The 20,968-nt window shown below is 39.2% G+C and carries 13 protein-coding genes and 1 pseudogene; 9 read left to right on the top strand and 5 right to left on the bottom strand.

Features of this window, described 5'->3' with window-relative positions; translation table 11 throughout:
* Positions 1-3: 3 nt before the first annotated feature.
* The gene (locus PCC7418_RS16300; RefSeq protein WP_015227288.1) at positions 4-2,595 is read right to left on the bottom strand and encodes a tetratricopeptide repeat protein; all 2,592 of its coding nucleotides are present in this window, start codon (positions 2,593-2,595) and stop codon (positions 4-6) included.
* A gap of 14 nt (positions 2,596-2,609) precedes the next feature.
* Positions 2,610-3,401, bottom strand: coding sequence for a calcium-binding protein (locus PCC7418_RS16295; protein WP_015227287.1), 792 nt, complete (start codon positions 3,399-3,401; stop codon positions 2,610-2,612).
* Positions 3,402-3,561: 160 nt separating this feature from the next.
* Here PCC7418_RS16295 and PCC7418_RS16290 point away from each other — a divergent pair, with 160 nt between their 5' ends.
* Both PCC7418_RS16290 and PCC7418_RS16285 read left to right on the top strand, forming a co-directional pair.
* Positions 3,562-4,560 (top strand): glycosyltransferase, encoded by a 999-nt coding sequence (locus PCC7418_RS16290; protein WP_015227286.1) that lies wholly within the window; start codon positions 3,562-3,564, stop codon positions 4,558-4,560.
* A gap of 48 nt (positions 4,561-4,608) precedes the next feature.
* Positions 4,609-5,613: a glycosyltransferase gene (locus tag PCC7418_RS16285; protein WP_015227285.1), complete on the top strand. Its 1,005-nt coding sequence runs from the start codon at positions 4,609-4,611 to the stop codon at positions 5,611-5,613.
* On the opposite strand, the gene PCC7418_RS16280 is transcribed toward PCC7418_RS16285, so the two are convergent.
* Complete coding sequence (locus PCC7418_RS16280) at positions 5,599-6,273, bottom strand: tetratricopeptide repeat protein (protein ID WP_015227284.1); 675 nt, start codon at positions 6,271-6,273, stop codon at positions 5,599-5,601. The genes PCC7418_RS16285 and PCC7418_RS16280 overlap by 15 nt on opposite strands.
* Positions 6,274-6,385: 112 nt before the next feature.
* On the opposite strand from PCC7418_RS16280, the gene rfbC reads away from it, so the two are divergent.
* Genes rfbC through PCC7418_RS16265 form a run of 3 tightly spaced genes read left to right on the top strand, consistent with a single transcriptional unit; the run spans position 6,386 to position 8,884 of the window.
* Positions 6,386-6,931, top strand: coding sequence for a dTDP-4-dehydrorhamnose 3,5-epimerase (gene rfbC, locus PCC7418_RS16275; protein ID WP_015227283.1), 546 nt, complete (start codon positions 6,386-6,388; stop codon positions 6,929-6,931).
* The gene (rfbD, locus tag PCC7418_RS16270; protein WP_015227282.1) at positions 6,924-7,808 is read left to right on the top strand and encodes a dTDP-4-dehydrorhamnose reductase; all 885 of its coding nucleotides are present in this window, start codon (positions 6,924-6,926) and stop codon (positions 7,806-7,808) included. The genes rfbC and rfbD overlap by 8 nt, the downstream gene beginning before the upstream one ends.
* Positions 7,808-8,884: a glucose-1-phosphate thymidylyltransferase gene (locus PCC7418_RS16265; RefSeq protein WP_041596299.1), complete on the top strand. Its 1,077-nt coding sequence runs from the start codon at positions 7,808-7,810 to the stop codon at positions 8,882-8,884. Before rfbD ends, PCC7418_RS16265 begins: the two co-directional genes overlap by 1 nt.
* A 242-nt stretch (positions 8,885-9,126) precedes the next feature.
* On the opposite strand, the gene PCC7418_RS16260 is transcribed toward PCC7418_RS16265, so the two are convergent.
* Both PCC7418_RS16260 and PCC7418_RS16250 read right to left on the bottom strand, forming a co-directional pair.
* The gene (locus tag PCC7418_RS16260; protein WP_015227280.1) at positions 9,127-10,530 is read right to left on the bottom strand and encodes a DUF563 domain-containing protein; all 1,404 of its coding nucleotides are present in this window, start codon (positions 10,528-10,530) and stop codon (positions 9,127-9,129) included.
* A gap of 725 nt (positions 10,531-11,255) precedes the next feature.
* Positions 11,256-12,653 carry a glycosyl hydrolase family 28-related protein gene (locus PCC7418_RS16250; protein WP_041596297.1) on the bottom strand — a complete coding sequence of 466 codons (1,398 nt, stop codon included), beginning with the start codon at positions 12,651-12,653 and terminating at the stop codon, positions 11,256-11,258.
* 766 nt (positions 12,654-13,419) lie between these two features.
* Here PCC7418_RS16250 and PCC7418_RS16245 point away from each other — a divergent pair.
* The 4 genes and pseudogenes from PCC7418_RS16245 (at position 13,420) to PCC7418_RS21405 (ending at position 20,908) form a co-directional block, all read left to right on the top strand.
* Complete coding sequence (locus tag PCC7418_RS16245; RefSeq protein ID WP_171814924.1) at positions 13,420-17,667, top strand: glycosyltransferase; 4,248 nt, start codon at positions 13,420-13,422, stop codon at positions 17,665-17,667.
* 141 nt (positions 17,668-17,808) lie between these two features.
* Entirely contained in the window at positions 17,809-18,633 is an 825-nt protein-coding gene (locus PCC7418_RS16240; protein ID WP_071880242.1) for a sulfotransferase domain-containing protein, read from the top strand.
* Between the two features lie 44 nt (positions 18,634-18,677).
* Complete coding sequence (locus tag PCC7418_RS16235) at positions 18,678-20,084, top strand: hypothetical protein (RefSeq protein WP_015227276.1); 1,407 nt, start codon at positions 18,678-18,680, stop codon at positions 20,082-20,084.
* Between the two features lie 353 nt (positions 20,085-20,437).
* Positions 20,438-20,908 (top strand): annotated as a pseudogene (locus tag PCC7418_RS21405) (IS1 family transposase).
* Positions 20,909-20,968 lie beyond the last annotated feature (60 nt).

The following is a 20,968-nucleotide window of genomic DNA, read 5'->3' as shown; positions in this document are numbered from 1 at the left end:
AGGTTAATCTAATTTTGCCCGATCAAGAGCTTGTTTGAGAGTTGCGAGTTCCACCCAGATATCTTCTGAGAGCGAATTATTGTACATCAATTGTTGGATTTGAGGACACGCGATCGCGCTCCCAACTAGGAAATAATGCTCTAGTTGCAATTGTTGAGAAATCACCCAAAAATAATGTCGGATATAATTCGGCGCAAACAGTTCAATGATTTTTGTTTTTGCTGAACAAAACACTAAATTCGTCAAACCACTGCCATGAGGGGCAATAATTGCCTTTGCCGAAGCAAAATAATTCACTTGCTCGGAAAAAGAAAGTTCTTCGAGAGCCACTGGTACAAAACCGCGAGTGCTCAGATAATCAATCACAACATCTTCATTTAAAACCCGTCGGTGTCGCGCCCCTTGACGACAGATATAAATCCGCTCAGGATAGGAAGACTGTTGATTTAGAAGCGGAGGAAACAATGTCTCTCTGAGAAACTTTAATCCCCAAGAGTGCAGCCATCCCAGATGACCAGCAAAAGAGGGAGCAATGAGTTGTTCAGCTTCAATATGAGGATGATCGTCACTAGCAATCACTTTCTCTAGGGGAATGCCTAAGATCTCTAGGGTTTCTCGTTGAAAGGCTTGAGTCGCCTGATTGATCCAAATGTAATCCAACTCTTTGGGATTTATCCCCCCTTGAGAAAGCAGAGCAAACCGAGGAAGAATGTCGATCATCCAATGGAAATACACATTCCCTGATAATCCTGTTAAAACAGCAACTGTACCATTGATTTTTTCAATTGGGGGCAACTGCTCTTGCTTAAAAATCTGATGAGGAGTATGCTCTCCCGAACAAGGGGGCAACTGTCCAGGATAATCCCGAGAGAGGTCACTGAGGAGATCATCATCAGGAGTCATTACTGCTAAGGCTTTGCAAACCAACCAATGATTTTCTTGAGGAACTGCCCATGCTCTCCCGTAGGGAATCCGAGCCACAAATAATGATGGAGAACTGACAGGAGGAGTTTTAGGAAAAGAGCAACGGTGAAAGCCTTGACCCATTTGAATTGGTAAAAACCAGTGATTAATTTGTTTGAGGCAGGGGGCGCAATCTAAGCCCCGACAGGATATTCTCTCATTATGATCACTGGGATCACTTTTTTTCTCGCCACCCAAGGCGACATAGTGATCATCATCGAGCAATCCCTGTTCCGCTAACCATAATTCAGTTGAGAAATAAGTTTGTTCAGGAGGAGTGATCGGTTCAGGGTTTGATAAGGCAATGTTCTGTTGAGGGTTACTTTTTACCTCCAGCAAGGGCGGGGATTTTTTGAGTTGCTGTTGAGATAAGACTTCACGGTAGCAGGTAATTGCAGCGTCCCACTGACCTTGCTTTTCCAAGAGTTTTCCTAATTGTCGGTTGATTGAAGAATCATGGGGTTTTAGGGTCAATGCTAATCGATAGACCGCGATCGCGCTTTGAGCTCGTCCTTGTTGAGCTAAACTATCTCCAAGTCGCTTCTGCAAGTCAGTATTACGAGGTTGCAGGCGCAGGGCAATTTGATAGTGTTGTTCTGCTTGTTGAGGAATTCCGTATCGTGCTGTTGCATCCCCCAGTTGAGAGTAAATCTTGCATAGAAACTCCTGAGCTTCTTGAAATTTAGATGCTTGCAGGGTTTTCAGAAATTGACTACAGGCGAGTTTAGCACTTTCCCATTCATTTTTTGGCGAGTGAAAACAAGTTTCTACCCATTCCTGATACGCTTGCAATTTTTCAGTATAAGGTGCGACTGCGTTTTGCCAACAGGTCAAACCTTTCTCAACTTCTCCTGACGCGATTAAGGAAGTGCCCCAATTGCTATAAGCAGTCCGATGATCTGGTTCTAGTTGGACAACTTTTTCAAAGCAAGCAGCAGCTTCTGGGTGCAGCCCTTCATATTGGAGTGCTTTTCCTAGATTATAATAAGCCAGAGTATAATCGGGCTTTAAATCAATAGCTTGCTGGTAACTCGCGATCGCATCTTTTGTTTTTTCTTGCCTAATGAAAACCTGACCAAGGTTGTTGTGGTAATTAGCTTTTTTGGGGTCTAGATTAATGGCTGTCTGTAGTCTTTTGATTGCTTCCGCGAGTTGATAACTTTTGGCAAGGGCGCAACCGAGATAATTGTAAGCAACCGCATTCTTCGGAGCAAGGGTAATGGCTTGGTGATAGCTGTGACAGGCTTGTTCTAACTTGCCCTGTTGTTCCTGCACAACACCGAGTTCGCAGTAAAGGGGGGCTTGGCTTGGTGCAAGAGCAATCGCTTTTTTGTATGCACCAGCTGCCCCCCCTAAATCTCCAGCTTCTTGTAGCGTTTGCGCTAAAGCCCGATATCCCTGCCACCACTGTGGCTGAATTGTTAAGGCTTTCTGATAATGCGCGATCGCCTGTTGCTGAGACTTTTGTTGACGAAATAACCGAGCCAGTTCAACATGGGCTTCTACCCAATCGGGGTCTTGCTGTAAAGCCTGTTGAAAAGCCCAAATTGCCTCACCCGTTTTTCCGCAGCTGATTTGCAACTGGGCTAAAGCTAAATAAGCAGCAGGCGCAGCTAATTCAGTAGAATCCATGAGAACCCAACTCGTTAGAGGATGTCAAATTCGTCTGGGTCAATGTCATCAGGATTAACATCTTCTAAGTTGAGGAAGGTTGAGCCATCGTAAGCAATATTTGCCCCTCCTTCGCCATCTTCTGAAACAGAGAAGTTATCAACATTATCGAAGAAGTCACCATCAAATGCTAGGGTATCCTCTGTTGGATCAAAATCAGTGATGACATCGAATTCACCACCAGCGAAGACATCGGAGGCATCATCTCCGTCTTGGATAGGAACATCTCCTAAAAGCTCAAAGTTAAACTGGTCTGCTCCTGGTCCACCCGTCAGGGTATCCTGATCGGCACCACCATCGAGAGTATCGTTGCCCGCTTCACCGGTTAGAGTATCTCTGCCACGGTTACCGAACATCTCGTCATTTCCTAAGCCACCGCTAAGGGTATCGTTACCAGTACCACCCAATAGGGTATCATCCCCATCATCACCGTTAAGGGTGTCATTTCTTTGAGCCCCAACTAAGAGATCATCACCGTCACCGCCAGAGAAGTCAGCTTCTTCTCCCAGACCAGCTTGCAGAATGTCATTGTCGCTACCACCAGAAACAGTGCTAGTTTGACCAGGCTGCCCAGCTTCAGCATTGTTACCAGTATAGGTATCACTCCCATCCCCTAACCCGAAGCTAGTGACATTTGAGCTATCGTTAGTAACCTGATCATCTCCAGGGGAACCTACGACTTCTCCAAAATCGGCATCAGATTCAATAAAGGCATCAAACCCCCCTCCATCATTTAATGTTCCAATTTCACTAATCAGTTGACTCATAGTGTTTCACCCTCTATGTAGTAGTTCGAGCAATTAATAACAGTACAGTATTTTAGATAAAAGCTAACTGGTGTTTGTTTATTGAGAATAGACGACTGCTACATCACACCACGTTAATGGCTAAAATGCTAACACAAACCAAGTTTAAAGGGCAAGATTTTTGAGTCATATCAGAACTAGCTTCAGTTCCCAGCCACGAGTCACCATTATTATTCCCTGCTATAACGGTGAATTGTATATCCAAGAAGCAATCCAAAGTATTCTGAATCAAACTTACACTAACTATGAAATTATATTAATTGATGATGGATCGACTGACAAGACTCGGGCTTGCATCGCTCCCTACGAGCAGCAACTTCGTTATGTCTATCAAGATAACCAAGGGGTTGCTAGAGCCCGTAATCATGGTCTTGAATTAGCTCGCGGAGAATTAATTGCCTTTTTGGATGCAGACGATTATTTTCTCCCAAAAAAATTAGAAGCGCAGGTTGCCGTTTTTGAGGCTCATTCTGAGTTAGGAATGGTTCATAGTGGTTGGCATTGTGTCGATCAAAACGGAGATTTTTTGAGGACTGTAGAACCTTGGCATCAAGTTCCTGAGTTAGATTTAGAATCTTGGCTACTGTGGAAACCTGTTTTACCCAGTGCGATGATGTTTCGCTGCGATTGGTTGCACTCTGTTGGGGGCTTTGATCCTCGTTTCCCTCCTGCTGAAGATACAGAATTGGTATTGCGTTTGGCGGTGATGGGTTGCCAAGCAAGTTGGCTACCAGAGGTGACAGTTTGCTATCGCCAACATCCTCAGAGCGCAATGTATCAGGGATTACCCCAAGCGCGATCCTTGGTTGCTGTCATTGACAATTTTTTTGCACGAGGGGATTTACCGAAACGAATCGCAGGGATGGAAAAATCGGTACGCTACAGCACTTTAGTTTGGATTGCGTGGTATCTTTACGAAAGAGGTCATTCGGCAGAAATGATAAAAGTTTTAAAAGACTCTTGCCAGTATAGATCTCTTTCTCCATTAGAGTTTTTGGTGGACTGGATAGAACGTTTTGCTCAGTTTTCCTCAGATGCAGCAGAAGAGCTTGATGTGAATGCTTTGACGCAATTGCAGGAATGGGAGCAATTTACACAATGGCTTGTTAATCGCACTTAGTTAATCTTGAGTTAGGAGAAGGGAAACAAATCTCTTTGATAGATTTCCATGCCAAAAGTTAGTGTTATTATTCCGACATATAATGGCAGTCGGTATATTTGCCAGACGATAGAGAGTGTTTTCAATCAGAGTTATCTTGATTGGGAAGTAATTGTAGTGGATGATGGTTCAACTGATGCCACTAGGGAAATATTGACCCCTTATCGCGATCGCGTTGATTATTACTACCAAACTAATCAAGGGGTTGCTGCTGCTCGTAATTTTGGGCTGACAATGGCACAAGGAGACTACATTAATTTCCTTGATCATGATGATATTTTGTTAACTGATAAACTTGCTTTGCAGGTGGAAGTTCTAGAGCAACGACCGCAAGTGGGGATGGTTCATAGTGGTTGGAAACGAATTAATTCTTGGGGAGAGCCCCTAGCTAATGTGGAACCTTGGCATCAAGCCCCAACTTTAGATTTACATGAATGGTTACAGTGGATGCCCGTTTTATTTAGCCCGATGTTGTTTCGATGGGAGTGGTTAAATCGTGTTGGTCCCCTTGATACTACTTTTCAACAAGCCTGTGATGTAGATTTAATTCAACGTTTAGCCATTGCAGGTTGTCAGACGGCATGGATTCGACAAGTGACAACTTGTTATCGAGAACATAGCAGGAACGATTCTTTAAATACTTTGATCCAAGCACAAGAATCATGGCAAGTCCGTCAAAAATTTTTTACCAGACCTGATTTACCACTAGTGGTGCGAGAACGCCAGAATCAATATCTATATCATACGTTAGTCTGGATTGCTTGGCGTTTATATTACACTAATCATTTAAGTAAAATGGGTGAGACTTTGGAACAATCTCTCCAATATTCCCCATATCCCTATCTCGAAACGGTTTTCAATTGGGTAGAACTATTTAAAGCACAGGCTGCACAACAGACAACTGAGTTGGATTTAGTTGCCTTAACCGCTTCCAGAGAGTGGCAAAAGTTACTTGAAGTTGCTCGTCAAGAAGCAACCCAAAGAAGATTTCAACAGAGTTTAGCGGTGAGATAAAATTGCTCTTTCTAGCTTTAAGCCTGAGGAATGATTGGGTTGAATATTTAATCCCATTCGACAAACCACCAAGGCTTGATCCAAGTCGTTATTTCTCGCCAATACTTGGGATAAAGTGAAGTAAAACTCAATTTCATTGGGAAAATAGTTAACCATTTTCTTCGCAACTTCGAGATTCTCCGGTGCAAGGACATGGGCTTGACGATAAGCGGTTACTGCTTCTTCCCATCGATTGAGTTGGGATAAGGCTTCTCCTAAATTGTAGTAAGACCAGAAAAAGTCATCTTTGAGATTGATTGCTTCTTGATAAGCGGTTACAGCTTCTTGCCAGCGTTGTAGTTGACTAAGAGCGTCTCCCAGATTATTGTGAGACCAAGAAAAAGTAGCGTCGAGCGCGATCGCGCTTTGATAAGCAACGACGGCTTCTGCCCAACGTTGCAAGTTTAATTTTGCATCTCCTAACAGATGATAAAATCTAGGAAGATTAGGATAAAGTTGGATGGCTTCAGAACAAAGCCTTTCTAAGTCTTGCCAACGGTTTTGTTGTTCGAGTAAGTTAACTTGTTGTTGATAATCAAAAAGCGTTTTGACCGATTGCGCGATCGGGCGCTGAGGATCAGAAATCCCTGCTTGATAATGATTTGCTTGAGAGTCTGACATCAACAAATTAATGACCTTAGTTTCAATAATAATAAACTAAGCATAGCAAAAGGATTGACAAAAAGTGGTTTCCCTGTATCCTAGCTAATGTCCCAACTCATTCTGGTGTGAAATGGAGATTCAGAAAACTCAAATCCCAGAAGTTTTAATCCTCAAACCAAAGGTCTTTGGCGATGATCGGGGATTCTTTTTTGAAAGTTTTAACCAAAAACAGTTTCAGGAACAAACTGGGGTCAACGTCGATTTTGTTCAAGATAATCATTCCCGTTCTCAACAGCATGTCTTACGGGGCTTACATTACCAAATTCAAAATGCCCAAGGTAAATTAGTCCGTACGATTGTTGGAGAAATTCTTGATGTTGCCATTGATATTCGACGCAGTTCTCCCACCTTTGGTCAATGGGTCAGTTGTATTTTAAGTGCCCATAATAAACAACAACTCTGGATTCCAGCTGGTTTTGCCCATGGCTTTTATGTTCGCTCTCAGGTAGCAGAAGTGTTGTATAAGACAACGGATTACTATGCTCCACAACATGAAAGATCGATTCTGTGGGATGATCCTGACCTCGGGATTGACTGGCAAACCAGCAGTGAACCGATTTTATCTGGTAAAGACCAACAAGGAAAATATTTAAAAGACGCTGATTTATATGACTAAAATTTTGCTCACTGGCAAGAATGGACAACTGGGTCAAGACTTACAACCTTTATTAAGGCAACAGGGTGAACTCATTGCATTGGGGAAAGAGGATTTAGATTTAAGCAATCTTAATCAAATTCGAGACGTGATTAAAACTCAGAAGCCTGATTTGATTATTAATAGTGGTGCTTATACCGCAGTCGATCAAGCAGAAAGTGAACCAGACCTTGCTCAAACTCTAAATGGTGATGCTCCTCGGGTTTTAGCCGAATGTGCCGAGCAAATAGGTGCCAGATTATTCCATATTTCAACAGATTATGTCTTTGATGGCGAGAAAAATCAACCCTATACTGAAGAAGATCAACCTAACCCCATTGGCGTTTATGGTCAATCCAAATTAGCCGGAGAAGTCGGGATTCAAAACAATTGTCAAAACTATGTTATTCTGCGGACGGCTTGGGTTTATGGAACGTATGGCAAAAAGAACTTTGTTAAAACCATGTTACGTCTTGGTGCAGAACGAGAAGAATTAAAAGTCGTATCGGATCAAGTGGGAACTCCCAGTTGGACTTATGACATTGCCCAAGCTGTTGTCGGATTAATGACCCATTTACCAACCTCTCCGATTCAAGAAATTTACCACTTTACCAATAGTGGGGTTACCAGTTGGTATGATTTTTCTCTTGCTATTTTTGAAGAAGCCCAAGCCCTCAAGATGCCGATTAACATTAAGCAAGTTTTTCCGATTTCTACACCTGAATATCCAACGCCAGCCCAACGCCCCCCTTATTCAGTTTTATCTAATCACAAAATTGCGCAGATTTTGGGAACTCCCTCCCCCCAATGGCGAGTCAGTTTACGGAAGATGTTAAGTCAATTATCTCAGGAAAAGTGATGAAAGGATTAATTTTATCTGGGGGAAAAGGAACCCGCTTGCGCCCTCTGACCTATACGGGGGCAAAACAACTGGTTCCAGTAGCAAATAAGCCTATTTTATGGTACGGCATTGAAGCGATTGTCCAAGCTGGTATCACAGACATTGGCATTATTATTAGTCCTGAGACGGGAGAAGAAATTCAAGAAAAAACTGGGGATGGTAGCCAGTTTGGCGCTAATATTACTTATATCACTCAGGATGAACCTGCTGGGTTAGCCCATGCAGTCAAAATTGCTCAGCCCTTTCTCGGAGATTCACCATTTGTAATGTATTTGGGGGATAATTTGGTAGAAGGGGATCTGACTGGCTTTTTGCAAGAGTTTCAAACCCAGAATTTAGATTCTTTAATTCTACTATGTCCTGTTTCTCAGCCGAGTGCTTTTGGTGTGGCTAAAGTTGATGAGCAAGGCAAAGTATTCGCACTATTGGAAAAACCGAAAGATCCGCCCTCGAATTTAGCTTTGGTTGGAATTTATTTTTTTAACCCTACCATTCATCGCGCGATCGCGCAGATTGAACCGTCAGCACGAGGAGAATTAGAAATTACGGATGCCATTCAATGGTTAATTGATCAACAAAACCCTGTGGGATCTCGTCAACTGCAAGGCTGGTGGCTTGATACGGGGAAAAAAGATGATTTATTAGAAGCCAACCGCATTATTCTTGACACCAATTTAGAAATTGATGTTTCGGGAGGCAATGTGGATGACAATTCTGAAATTATTGGTCGTGTTACGATCGGTGTAGGCACTCGCATTATCAATTCCACAATTCGTGGACCAGTTATTATTGGTCGCAATTGCCTTTTAGAAAATTGCTTTATTGGACCTTATACTAGTATTGCTGATAAAGCAACTTTAGTTGATGCTGATGTGGAACATAGTGTTATTTTGCGAGAGTCAAAAGTAGTTAATATCGAGCAACGAATTGTTGATAGTTTAATTGGAGAACGAGTCCAGTTAACGATGGCACCGAAGCGCCCCAAAGCAATGCGCTTTTTGCTAGGTGATGATTCACAAATTGAGTTAATTTGATGACTTTAATTAGTGGGTCATTTGTCATAAATATTGCCATTTGAAGTTGTCGAAATAGAGATAGAGAGTTCAATTGCCTAAAGCAAGATTCAGATCAATCAGATGATCCGACGATAAAAGGAACTTTTCCGCCTCCTGAGTCCCAATTAGTGAGAACTCTAGAAAAGTGGGAAGTAGCTTGAAGTGCTTTAATTCACCACTTTCTTTGGGCTTCCCCAGACTAATTACTATCATGAATTAGTTCAATTGGTTATTTTTTCTATTACTTTTCTGAGTTTAGTTACATCAAGATGCCAGCAGTCATTACCTGAAGTAGTTTCAAACCTAGAAGAACGGGAAGCTTGGGAACAGAGGATAGGATAGTACTTGTGTTCACATAAATTTGCAAGCCGATAAAAGATGTTCCGCTTAGACTCAGTAATTAATTCAACAATCTTGGTACCAGGTTTGCAAAAAACCATGTTAGTGAGGCCAGCTCCATGAGGAGCTACAATAATCGAGGCATCTCGAACAATTGAAATTTGTTCCTCAAAGGAACGATAGGTCATTTCAACACTACTAAATCCCATCGCCTCTAGGACGCTGATAATCTCTTTTTGATTAATTATGGGTCTTCTTTTAGCATCTCCTCTGGAAATATAAATGTATTTATTTGAGAGTCCCGATTCCCTATTTAAATCAAGTTCCGAGGCAGTTTTTCTGTAGAATTCTACCACTCGACGATCTGGAGCAAAAGCCTGAGGCAGAAGACCGTTATTAAAGTAGGTATTTTCAAGATTTGTTTGTGAAATAACTCTTTCTTCAGGTATGTTCATTACCTTTAACAAAGTTGACTGGATCTCTGACAATTTAGGCTGTTCCTCCACTGGAAACTTGGGAAAAACTATTGGACAGTCTAGGTTTAATTGTCTGTATATCTGCAGTGCGGGAAAAGTATTGCACATAGCATGGAAGAATTTGTTCATATGATCTCCTGGTATGACAAAAACCGAACCTCGCTCGTGCACATACTCACTAATTTTAATCTGTGCTGCTTGATATCTAATGACTCGACCACCCGTACCTCCTTGGGTAAAATTTTTGATCCAATAGCCATCGAGTGACATAGGTGTGTATCCTGTTAGTGAGGACGGGGTAGAAAGACCTACCATGATAATCCTTGGAATCAATAGAATCTCGTAGGAACGCATATATTTCCAGATAGGAACTTTGAAGTTACCTTGCTCAAAAAGCTTTTCTTTTTCTAAAGCAAGTAGTCCATCAAGACTATCAAATCCGTTGTTCACATCGTCATTTTCGTCTATTATTGATAATAAATATCGTTTAGGTTGATCGCTATTTTGATTTTTTTCCTTGAGAAGATCGCTGAAGAAATTTATTTCTTTAGTGGGAATATCTTGGGATTTTTTTTCGCAAAAATAGGTTGGTGGAGCACCAACACGTTTAGCAAGTCTATTTGAGCCAGAGCTCCACAATTTGGAGGCTATGTCAAGTTCTTTCATGTCCGTGAGTTTTTGAGTAGCTTCCTCCAGAAGTTTCCAGCTTTCCATAATCGGTTCATTCGTAGCAAACTCCTCTAGGGTTTTTATAGCTTCTTCAATCCTCAATTGCCTCGTTAAAGTCAAAACCTCATTTTTAAGTAACATACTCTGAAATTTTATTGATTTTATCTCTGCTTATTGTTGTTCAGGCTAAAGCTCTAAAGCTTTTTGAAAGGTAGTACGAGCCTCTAAAAAGCTATTCTGTTTAAGTAGTGCTGACCTAGTTTGATATAAACAGTAGCATTTTTTATATTCTGTTTGAGTAAGCTGCAAGTTGCTACGAAAGCTTACTCGCATTCACTATGCTACCAATAGATGACACTAAGCTGCTTGAGGGCAAGGGCAAAAGCTCAAGTTAATACCAATTCTCAAAGGTGGCTAGAGAGATACTGAGTCAGACCTCTCTACAAACCGAGGCTATGTTTCCAGTGACTTTTGATAAACGGTATAAGCTTGATCGCATTTTGGTAACTATAGCGCTACGCGCATACATTAGGACATTGCCTAAAAGCCTCCTCAACAGATTCTGCGATCATTTGAAAGTCATTCTATCTTTGTTTCATCCAAGTTTTCAAGCATTACCAAGGCTTGTTTGGATGTCTGGACTTTTCAGATTGAGTGCCATGGCTTTTTGATCAAAAGGCTTGCTGAAAGAACGATAGATTTTTAAGATTCCAATTGAAATGGGTGTCAGTTTACTAGGTACGGGACAAAAAAAACTGAAAGCCTTATCTGTCACTAGATTTAGTTGATTTTGCCGAAAACCTTGTACCGCAAGTGCTTGAAGCACTTTGGAAAGCTACTATCAAAAGTTTTGTCCTGTACAGAGGTCAGTTTACTCCCCTCAAATTTTTTATAATACCTTGTCCATTAGTCTTGTCTACGATAGGAACACCTTGATTCGACGAGGCTTCACTTCCTAAAATTTCATAATGAGTAGCATTACTTTTAACATAAAATCCATAATTTCTATAGTTTAGAGCTTTACAATCTTGCAAAGTAATGTGATCGTTAGCTAATTTAAATCCACAATAAGCATTTCGGGAAATACAGTTATCAAGTAATATGTTACTACCTTGACACCAAAAACTAGCATTAGGACTATTTCCTGATCCATTAATTATCACATTGCTAATTCTACTATGATCAACTGTTGTATCATCTATTTCTAAACCAGCAGAGTTATCGCTACAGAGAATGTATCCAGAATTAATAATTGTTCCTCTTTGATTAATTCGGATACCAGGTATATTTTGCTGAGAAACATCAATCCAAAAATTACTAAGTATTGACTCTTGACCACCTGGGTTATTTGTTTTATAATTGCTTCCTCTAAACCTGATTGCATGTCCAGAGTAAGAATTGGGAGAAGTAAAATATACCTTAGAAATATGATTGCCGACACCACGAATATCGAGCCCAGCTTGGTTTTTTAAGGAGCTACGCCCTCCCCAACCTTGAATATCGAGATTATAGAGGACATTATATCCAGTTTCTTGTTTAATATTTTTAATATCAATTCCGTCACCACCTGTTCCTTTAATATGACAATTTTTAATTGTCACATTTTTAGCTCGCCCTAGTGATAACTGTTTAACTCCTTGTAACCCAATGCCATAACTTCCAACTCGTGTAATATAACAGTTATTAATAGTCAGCCCATCTATATCTAATTGGCTTAATATTCCATGAAGAATATTATTGAAATTACTTTGAACACCATCAATACCTATGCCATTAATTTCTCTTCCAGTTCCTTCATTAAGCCAAATCAAGGCATTAGGAGTGGCAGCTGAAATATCTCGTTTCAGAGTAACTCTATATCTGTTTTCTCCTATCAAAGAGACATTCTTTTTAAGAGTTATAAATGAAGTATTCTTAATGGGACTGTCAGTTGAATGGCTTGTTGATAACAGATAAGTTCCAACAGGAAAGTAAACAATCCCACCATTCTGATCTGCCAAGATGTCAATTGCTGCTTGGATAGCAACGCTATCATCATGATTCCCGTCACCCAATGCACCAAATTCCTGTGGTTTCACCCAAGATTGAGTTAATTTGGTATCATCACTGAGTTTAGATTGAGCATATGCTAAACTACTAGCGTAGTTGAATAGATCAGTGCTTTCTTCAAGAGGGGTATTATTATCATCTTGAAAGTAACTGGTAACACCAGCAGCAGCTCCCACCATCATTGCGATATTTTTAAACAATTCTCTTCTTTTCATACTTACACTTGATTTAAATTAGCTATTCCGCTTTTGTCACTTTCCGATTCCTCTAATCAGGAAAAATAAAGTAGAATAAGGATTTTCTGTGCAATTGGGACTTTGAGAATCACATTTTTTACTCCTTGAGATTTTTGTCCAAATTGCTCTTGGGAAAAAAGTGCTGCGATGAATCTCCCTCTCAGACTTCCAAAACCCTGAAATCATCAGTTTTTACCGAGACTGACAGGATAGAGATATGTGATTAAGGGGCTTGCTAAAAAACGCTTCAGAGCGAATCGAGGAACCACACAGTTTGCACAATGGTAGTTTTGTTGTTTTTTTCCTGATTGACGAGCGAGATTACCGACGAAAGTGCAACGGTTTTGAGTATTAGGATATTATAACCTTAAGCTTTATTGGCAAATGAAGCCTCGAAACGATTATTGGGAATACTTTAACTTTGATTCAGCAACCTCTATTATCTGATTGACTGACAAAAGATTCAAAACGTAGGTTGGGTTGAGGTTACGAAACCCAACACCAGCAAGGTTTTTTAGGTTATGCGATCGCGCTTCTCAACCGACGATCGAATAGGGCTTTCAGAAGTTTTGTCAGTCAACCAGCCTCTATTATAGACTTAAGACTATCCTAGACATTTTTTACTAAATTAGTGTAATATTTTGTACAAGATTAAGGAAAGCTTGTTTTTGGATTAGCCTAAAGTGATTAATCGTCTTGACTTGAAAGGGAGGGATAAATGGAAAAAACGCGAAACAACGGAGCATTGGATAACTCCAAAAGTGATGCTACTGAGCAGATGTTGCATAAATTGATCGAGCTAAATCCTGAAATTGCATCTGCGCATGCAAATTTGGGACGCCATTATGCCCAGCAGGGTGACTTGGAAAAAGCTGTAGCGTGTTATGAGAAGGCACTTCGCTTGCAACCGAATGATGCTACTAAGCGGAGTCTAGATCGAGCAAAGACGAAATTAGAACAACAGGTAAATAATAAGAAAAATAATACAGAACAAAAAGAAACAATACAGTTGTCAGAACACTCATCTAGTACAACTTTTCAGGAATCTGAAAAGGCTTCTTTTTTCGGTCGTTTAGATAATTTCAAAGATAATCAACTAACAGGTTGGTTAATTAACCAGGAAAATTTAGATCAAAACTGTCAAATTGATATTTTTATAAATGGCATTTTTTATAGACGAGTTTTGGCAAATAGATGGCGTGATGACCTGTATAAAAATTTTGGTACGGGAAACCACGGGTTCCTAATAGAGATTCCATATCTACCTAAATCGCTACAAAGTCTTGAAATTACTGCTTCGGTAGCTGAATATCCTAATTGCCTCATTGGGCGTGGACCAAAAGCTAAACCTATTATTATCAAAAATTTTCAAGGTTTGCCTGGATGGAAATCTGGCTTTCCTCTAGCTAATCAATTGCCACTTCCTAAAAACAATAGAGAAAAAATCGAATATTTATCGAGAGACATAGCCATTATCATCCCAATTTATAATGCGCGAGAAGAAGTGTTGAATTGTATTGCTTCAGTGCTCAAGCATACAAAACGTCAATTCAAGTTGATTCTTATAGATGATGGTAGCACTGATACAAAGTTAATTTCTACTCTAAGAGACTATGACACCAAGTTTCCAGAAATTACTTTACACCAAAATCGACGGAACTTAGGTTATACGCCATCGATTAATAAGGGAATTGCAATAGCGGGTGAAGCAGATGTGGTTCTTCTTAATAGCGATACAATTGTTACGCCAAGATGGTTAGATAATTTACAAGTTGCTGCATATTCGGCAGCAGACATCAGTACCGTCACTGCTTTATCTAATAATGCTGGTGCGTTTTCCGTACCAAAAGATCGAAAAGTTAACTCAATACCTTCTTGGTTAGATGAAGAAAGCTTTGCCCGTTTAGTTACCCAAGAAAGCCTAGCCTTATATCCAGAAATTCCAACTGGCAATGGTTTTTGTCTATATATTCGCCGAGACGCACTGAATAACCTAGGTTTTTTTGATGAAGAGGCTTTTCCTCGTGGGTATGGTGAAGAAAATGATTTTTGTCTGCGGGCTTTAACTAGAGGATGGCGTAACATTATTGATGATCGCACACTTGTTTATCATATCCGTTCAGCAAGTTTTGGTGAACATAAAGCTGAGCTGGTAAAATCAGGACGCAAGATTATTGATCAGCGATATCCTGAGTATGCCAAAGCGGTACGCAATGCATTTACTGATTCTCCGCTTATGGCTACTCTGCGTTTCAATTTAGAACAAAGTTTGCACCATTACACAAGATTTTCATTACCACGAATTCTTTATGTCATAAGCAGTGAGAGTGGAGGAACACCACAAACCAACATAGACTTGATGAATCAAGTTACAGAAACTTACCAACCTTTTTTATTGACAAGCGATACTAAAACCTTAAAATTATATGACTGCCGAGGTCAAGAAAAAATATTATCAGAAGAGTTTCATTTGTCTATTCCTCTGACTGGCTCCACTCATGAATCTGCAGAGTATAATCGATTTGTTGAATATATTCTTATTCGTTATGGAATAGAGCTTTTACACATCAGACATATAGGTCGCCATAGTCTATCTTTACCCCGTATTGCAAAAAAACTTAATATTTCAGTTATTTTTTCCTTTCATGATTTCTATACGATTACACCAAATGTAAAATTACTTGATTATCGTGAAAAATACTGTTTCGACGAATTTTCTACTGATCAGGCACGAAGTAATGTGGAATTATGGTCACCTGAAAGTTGTCCTCGTTTAACTAGAAATTGGCGGAAGCGCTGGCAGCAAAGAATGCTAGGTATGCTACAATTTTGTGATTCTTTTGTAACAACTTCTCAAAAAGCAAGACAAATCTTACAGTCAACTTTTCCTTTTTTAAGTAACCGCGATTTTCGGGTTATTCCCCATGGACGTGATTTTCAGAAAATGCTCCAACTAGGTCAAATACCGAGTCCCAATGAACCAATTCGGATTCTAATTCCAGGGCATTTGTGTATATCAAAAGGTTCTTTGTTGATAAAAGAAATCAAGGCTTGTGATCGGGAAAATAAGCTTGAATTTCATTTTTTGGGTTCTCCAGACAGTAGCTTAGATGATATTGGAGTTCAACATGGTAAATATAAAAGAAGTGATTTTTTAGAAATCGTAGCAAATATTAACCCTCACATGGGAGCAATTTTTTCGATTTGGCCAGAAACTTATTCTCATACTCTAACCGAAATGTGGGCTACTGATTTACCAGTGATTGCACTTCCCATGGGGGCTGTAGAAGAACGTTTGCAGAAACATGGAGCTGGATGGATTGTCGAAAATGTTAAGCCAGCACAGGTTTATAAAGAAATTACTGAAGTCTTCTCTAATCCTAAAGAATATACAGAAAAACTAGATAGAGTTTTAGCTTGGCAAAAAGGAGAAGGCAGTAACTACACTACAAAAGCCATGGCTCGACAATATATAGATCTTTATGAATCTATAGAACAAAATAATAAAGAGTCTCTTTTGGCTGAGCAACAACAATTTTCTACTCCAGCAAAACAATCTCAGCAGATTATTGAATTATTCATTGATGAGCAAGAGTTAAAGTTACCGCATAGCCGAAAAGCACTAAGGCAATGGTTACTAGAAAACAAAACTAACATCGAGTTCACCTGGCAGAAATGTACAGTTGATGCATTCTTAGCGGGAAATACTGCATTTAATTGTTCTTCTGGCGATTTAGTGATCTTATCTATACATGACATTATCCCGGATAAACTGGAGCAATTGATAGCACAGTGTAATCGAATAGAGCTAAGCTTTATTGGTTTACTAGAGCAGCATAAAGTTACCACTAGCTCAAAGGAAGCAGGGTCTAAGGATCACTTTGATGCTGGAATTGAGCAAGAACTTAAAAATATCCTAAGTAAGGCTGACGCTATTTTGATGATTGGGACAACTGTATGGGTTGATCAAATTCGACAGTATTTTCGTGATAAGGTTAGCAACATATGGAAATATAGTATGGATTCTAATTCTTCATGGACTGATACAGCCCAGCGCTTGGTTATACATGGCAATGATCGTATTAATTGGTTGGAAGCCATGAAAAAAGCACAAGGAAGAAAAGTGAACCATGTATCGATTGTCATCCCTGTATATGGAAAACAGGATCTAACTCATCAGTGTATTAATTCTATTTTCCGCTCAACCAGTTCAGATATTTCTTTTGATGTTTTAATTATGGACAATGGTTCACCAGATAATACAGCTAGTATGGTAACGGATATGCAACAAACATATCCAAATTTAAAATTATTTTCCTCAAAGCAAAACTTGATGTTTTCTCTGGGTTGTAATATCGGAGTGATTGCTTCGACTGGTGAATATATCGTGTTACTAAACAACGATACGGTAGTTTCAAAAAATTGGCTTTCTTCTTTAATAGAGCCTTTGCAAAAAAAATCAAATGTAGGAATTACTGGACCAAAACTAATATATCCAGACCACACATTACAAGCTGGAGGAATTGTCTTTAGTAATCAGTCAAAATTTCCTTACCATATATACAAAAATATGTCGGAGAATAATCAAGTTGTTAATAAACAAAGATATTTCCAAGCTTTAACAGGAGCTTGTCTAGCTATGCGGGCTGTAGATTTTCTAGCAGTAAAAGGCTTGGATCCTTGTTTTGTTAATGGTTCTGAAGATCTTGACCTTTGCTTTAAAGTGAGAACACAACTGCGTAAAAAACTTTTATATTGCCCCAACTCAACTATTACGCATTTTGAGGGCAAAACTCCAGGTCGTGGCGGACATAGACTTCAAAATAGAAAGATTTTTGTTGATCGCTGGCGTAAGCAAATTCAGGCAGATGATCTTAGCTTTTATGATGAAGATGGTTTTCAGGTTGAACAATACCTACCTGAAAAAGGAGAGGTTATTGGTGATGAACTAGCATCTATCAAACCTAAACTTTCTAGAAATGAAAACCTATAATTAATCTTTCTCACTTGAATGAGAAACTGACGCGCCTTGACATTGGAATTTTTGAATCCAATACTCTAATTAATAAAAAATTATTAATTAGTTATTTTAAATGTTCTTATGATAAAAAATAACAACCATATTTCATATAAAATGCCTAATTTTTTAGGAATCGGAGTTCAGAAAGCAGGTACGACATGGCTCCATGAGATGCTTAAGCAACATCCCGATATATTTTTACCTCAAAAATATAAAGAGCTTATGTTTTTTGACAGCCAAAATAATTTCAATGAAATTGGAGTAGAAGGGTATCAGCATTTTTTTAAGGGCAGCCAAAACTATGTCTCAGTTGGGGAAATTACACCAGGATATCTTTGGAGCTCTGAAGTTCACTCTGATAAGTATGAAATTCCTAAATTTAGATTTAAAACGCCACAGCGTGTTCACAACGTTTTAGGCTCCAATGTAAAGCTGATTGTAATTTTACGCGATCCCGTTAAACGAGCGATTTCTGGATATATGCATCATATCAATAAAAATCGTATTCAAAATTGGGAAAATATATTACACGTGGGAAAAAAACACGGTATTATTCACATGGGCTTTTATTACGCACATCTCTCAAAATGGTTAGAATATTTCAATCGAGATAATTTTTTTATTATTACTTATGAGTGGTTGTTTCAAGATCAATCTAGAATTTCTCATGTTTTTGATTTCCTGAATGTTGATTCCCAATTTATTCCCAATCAACTAGAAGCCAAATATAATGTTGGTTTACTCTACAAACAATTTCAAGAAGGAATTTATGTAGATATAAAGAGTTGTGAGAAAAAAGATAACCATAATTTTCAAAGTGATCGATGGTTAAAAATCATTGATCGTAATTCTATTGAAAACTTAAAAGAAATCTATAAAGAAGATGTCGCGAAATTGAAAACTCATTTAGAAATTGATACTGAACTTTGGTCTATTTGATTTTTTAGAGACACTTGAAAAATATAAATCTAAAAATAGTCAACATGATATTTCAGAAATATAAACAAACCCAGCAACAGCTACAACAATCTCAGCAAGAACATCAGCAAACTCAGCAGCAACTCGAATTTCTTCAATCTCAATACCAGCAAGCCCAGAAAGTTCTTCAATACTTTCAAGACTTGCTTAATGAAACTGCCGAAGCCTTAGAGCAGTCACAAGAAGAACATCAGCAAACTCAGCAGCAACTCGAATCTCTTCAATCTGAGCATCAACAAACCCAGCAAGAACATCAACAAACCCAGCAACAGCTACAACAATCTCAGCAAGAACATCAACAAACTCAGCATCAACTTGAATCTCTTCAATCTGAGCATCAACAAACCCAGCAAGAACATCAGCAAACCCAGCAACAGCTACAACAATTTCAGCAAGAATATCAGCAAACTCAGCAGCAACTTGAATCTCTTCAATCTGAACATCAGCAAACCCAGCAACAGCTACAACAATCTCAGCAAGAACATCAACAAACTCAGCATCAACTTGAATCTCTTCAATCTGAGCATCAACAAACCCAGCAACAGCTACAACAATCTCAGCAAACTCAGCATCAACTCGAATCTCTTCAATCTCAATACCAGCAAGCCCAGAAAGTTCTTCAATACTTTCAAGACTTGCTTAATGAAACTGCCGAAGCCTTAGAGCGGTCACAAGAAGAATATCAGCAAACTCAGCAGCAACTTGAATCTCTTCAATCTGAACATCAGCAAACCCAGCAACAGCTACAACAATCTCAGCAAGAACATCAACAAACTCAGCATCAACTTGAATCTCTTCAATCTGAGCATCAACAAACCCGGCAACAGCTACAACAATCTCAGCAAGAACATCAACAAACTCAGCATCAACTCGAATTTCTTCAATCTGAGCATCAACAAACCCAGCAACAGCTACAACAATCTCAGCAAGAATATCAACAAACTCAGCAGCAACTCGAATCTACTCAGGATGAACTAAATAAAACACAAAAACGATTGCAAGAAGTAGAAAATATGATGTTTCAATCGCAAGATTTACTCAATGAAACTGGTGAAGCCTTAGAAAAATCACAAATTCAATTTCAAGAAGTTAAAGAAGAATTAAATGACTTGATGTTCCAAAAACAATTAGATCGAAATAACTATAGTTTTACAGAACGAAACTATCAAGCCTTAGTTTGGCAGGCATGGCGGGCTTATCGTAATAATAACTTGGATAAAATGAAAGATTACTTACATCAATCCTTAGAATTTACACAACTCACTCGTTCGGAAACAATTATTAGCTGGATCGAACAATTTTCTCAATATGCAACTCAACAAGGTGCTTTTCTAGACACCAATCAATTAATTCATTCATATCAATGGACAAAGCTAACCAAACGAATTAAGGGATTTAAACCGTTTTCTTGATTAATCTATGCAAGAAAATAGTTAACAGTTTAAATATCAGTGTACTGCACTGAGGGTTAGCTATAAAGGAACTTTTAAGAATGGACATACCCACTACGGAAAACAACGTTTCCGTTGTCAGGATTGTGGTCGGCAGTTTGTTCATAATCCTTCTCGTCAACCAGTTTCTCAAGAAAAGCGTGATTTACTTGATAAATTACTTAAAGAACGTTTAGCATTGGCAGCGATCGCGCGGGTAGCAGAGGTTTCGGAACGTCGGCTACAATACTATGTCAATCAAAAATATTATTTGACCCCTAAGAAAGCTAAAATTACTCAAAAAAAGAGGAAAGCTAGTTTTAGAAATTGATGAAATGTGGTCATTTGTTGGCTCTAAGCGTAACAAGGTATGGATTTGGCTGGCTATTGATAGTTTAACCAAAGAAATTGTCGGTGTGTATATTGGCGATCGCGATCAAGCTTCGCTCGGTACGCGGAGCGCAATCGCGCTGCAGCCCGAAAATTATGGGATTCTTTACCACCAATAAACCCGTCAATGTGCGACCTGTTACACAGAATCGTCGCGCGTTCCCTAGCACCGTACGACGGCGCGGGGTCGCTCCTCTTTTTGGGAAGCATATCAAGGGGTGTTACCGACTAAGAGACATAAATCGGGTGGTAAAGAAACTGGTCAAACCAATCATATAGAAAGATTTAATAATACACTTAGGCAAAGAGTTAGTAGATTAGTTAGAAAGAGTCTTTCTTTCTCTAAAAAATTCCAAAATCATCTAGGAGTTATCTGGGAATTTATTCATCACTATAATGCTAGTTTCCAAAATTGATCATTACTATGCAGGACTACCTAAATTCCCCTCTAGCGCTAGATCAATATCAGCCCATTA

This window comes from Halothece sp. PCC 7418 (genome assembly GCF_000317635.1).
Classification (GTDB): Bacteria; Cyanobacteriota; Cyanobacteriia; order Cyanobacteriales; family Rubidibacteraceae; genus Halothece.
Note: the sequence above shows the minus strand (reverse complement) of the source record. Positions and strands in the feature narration are given on the sequence as shown.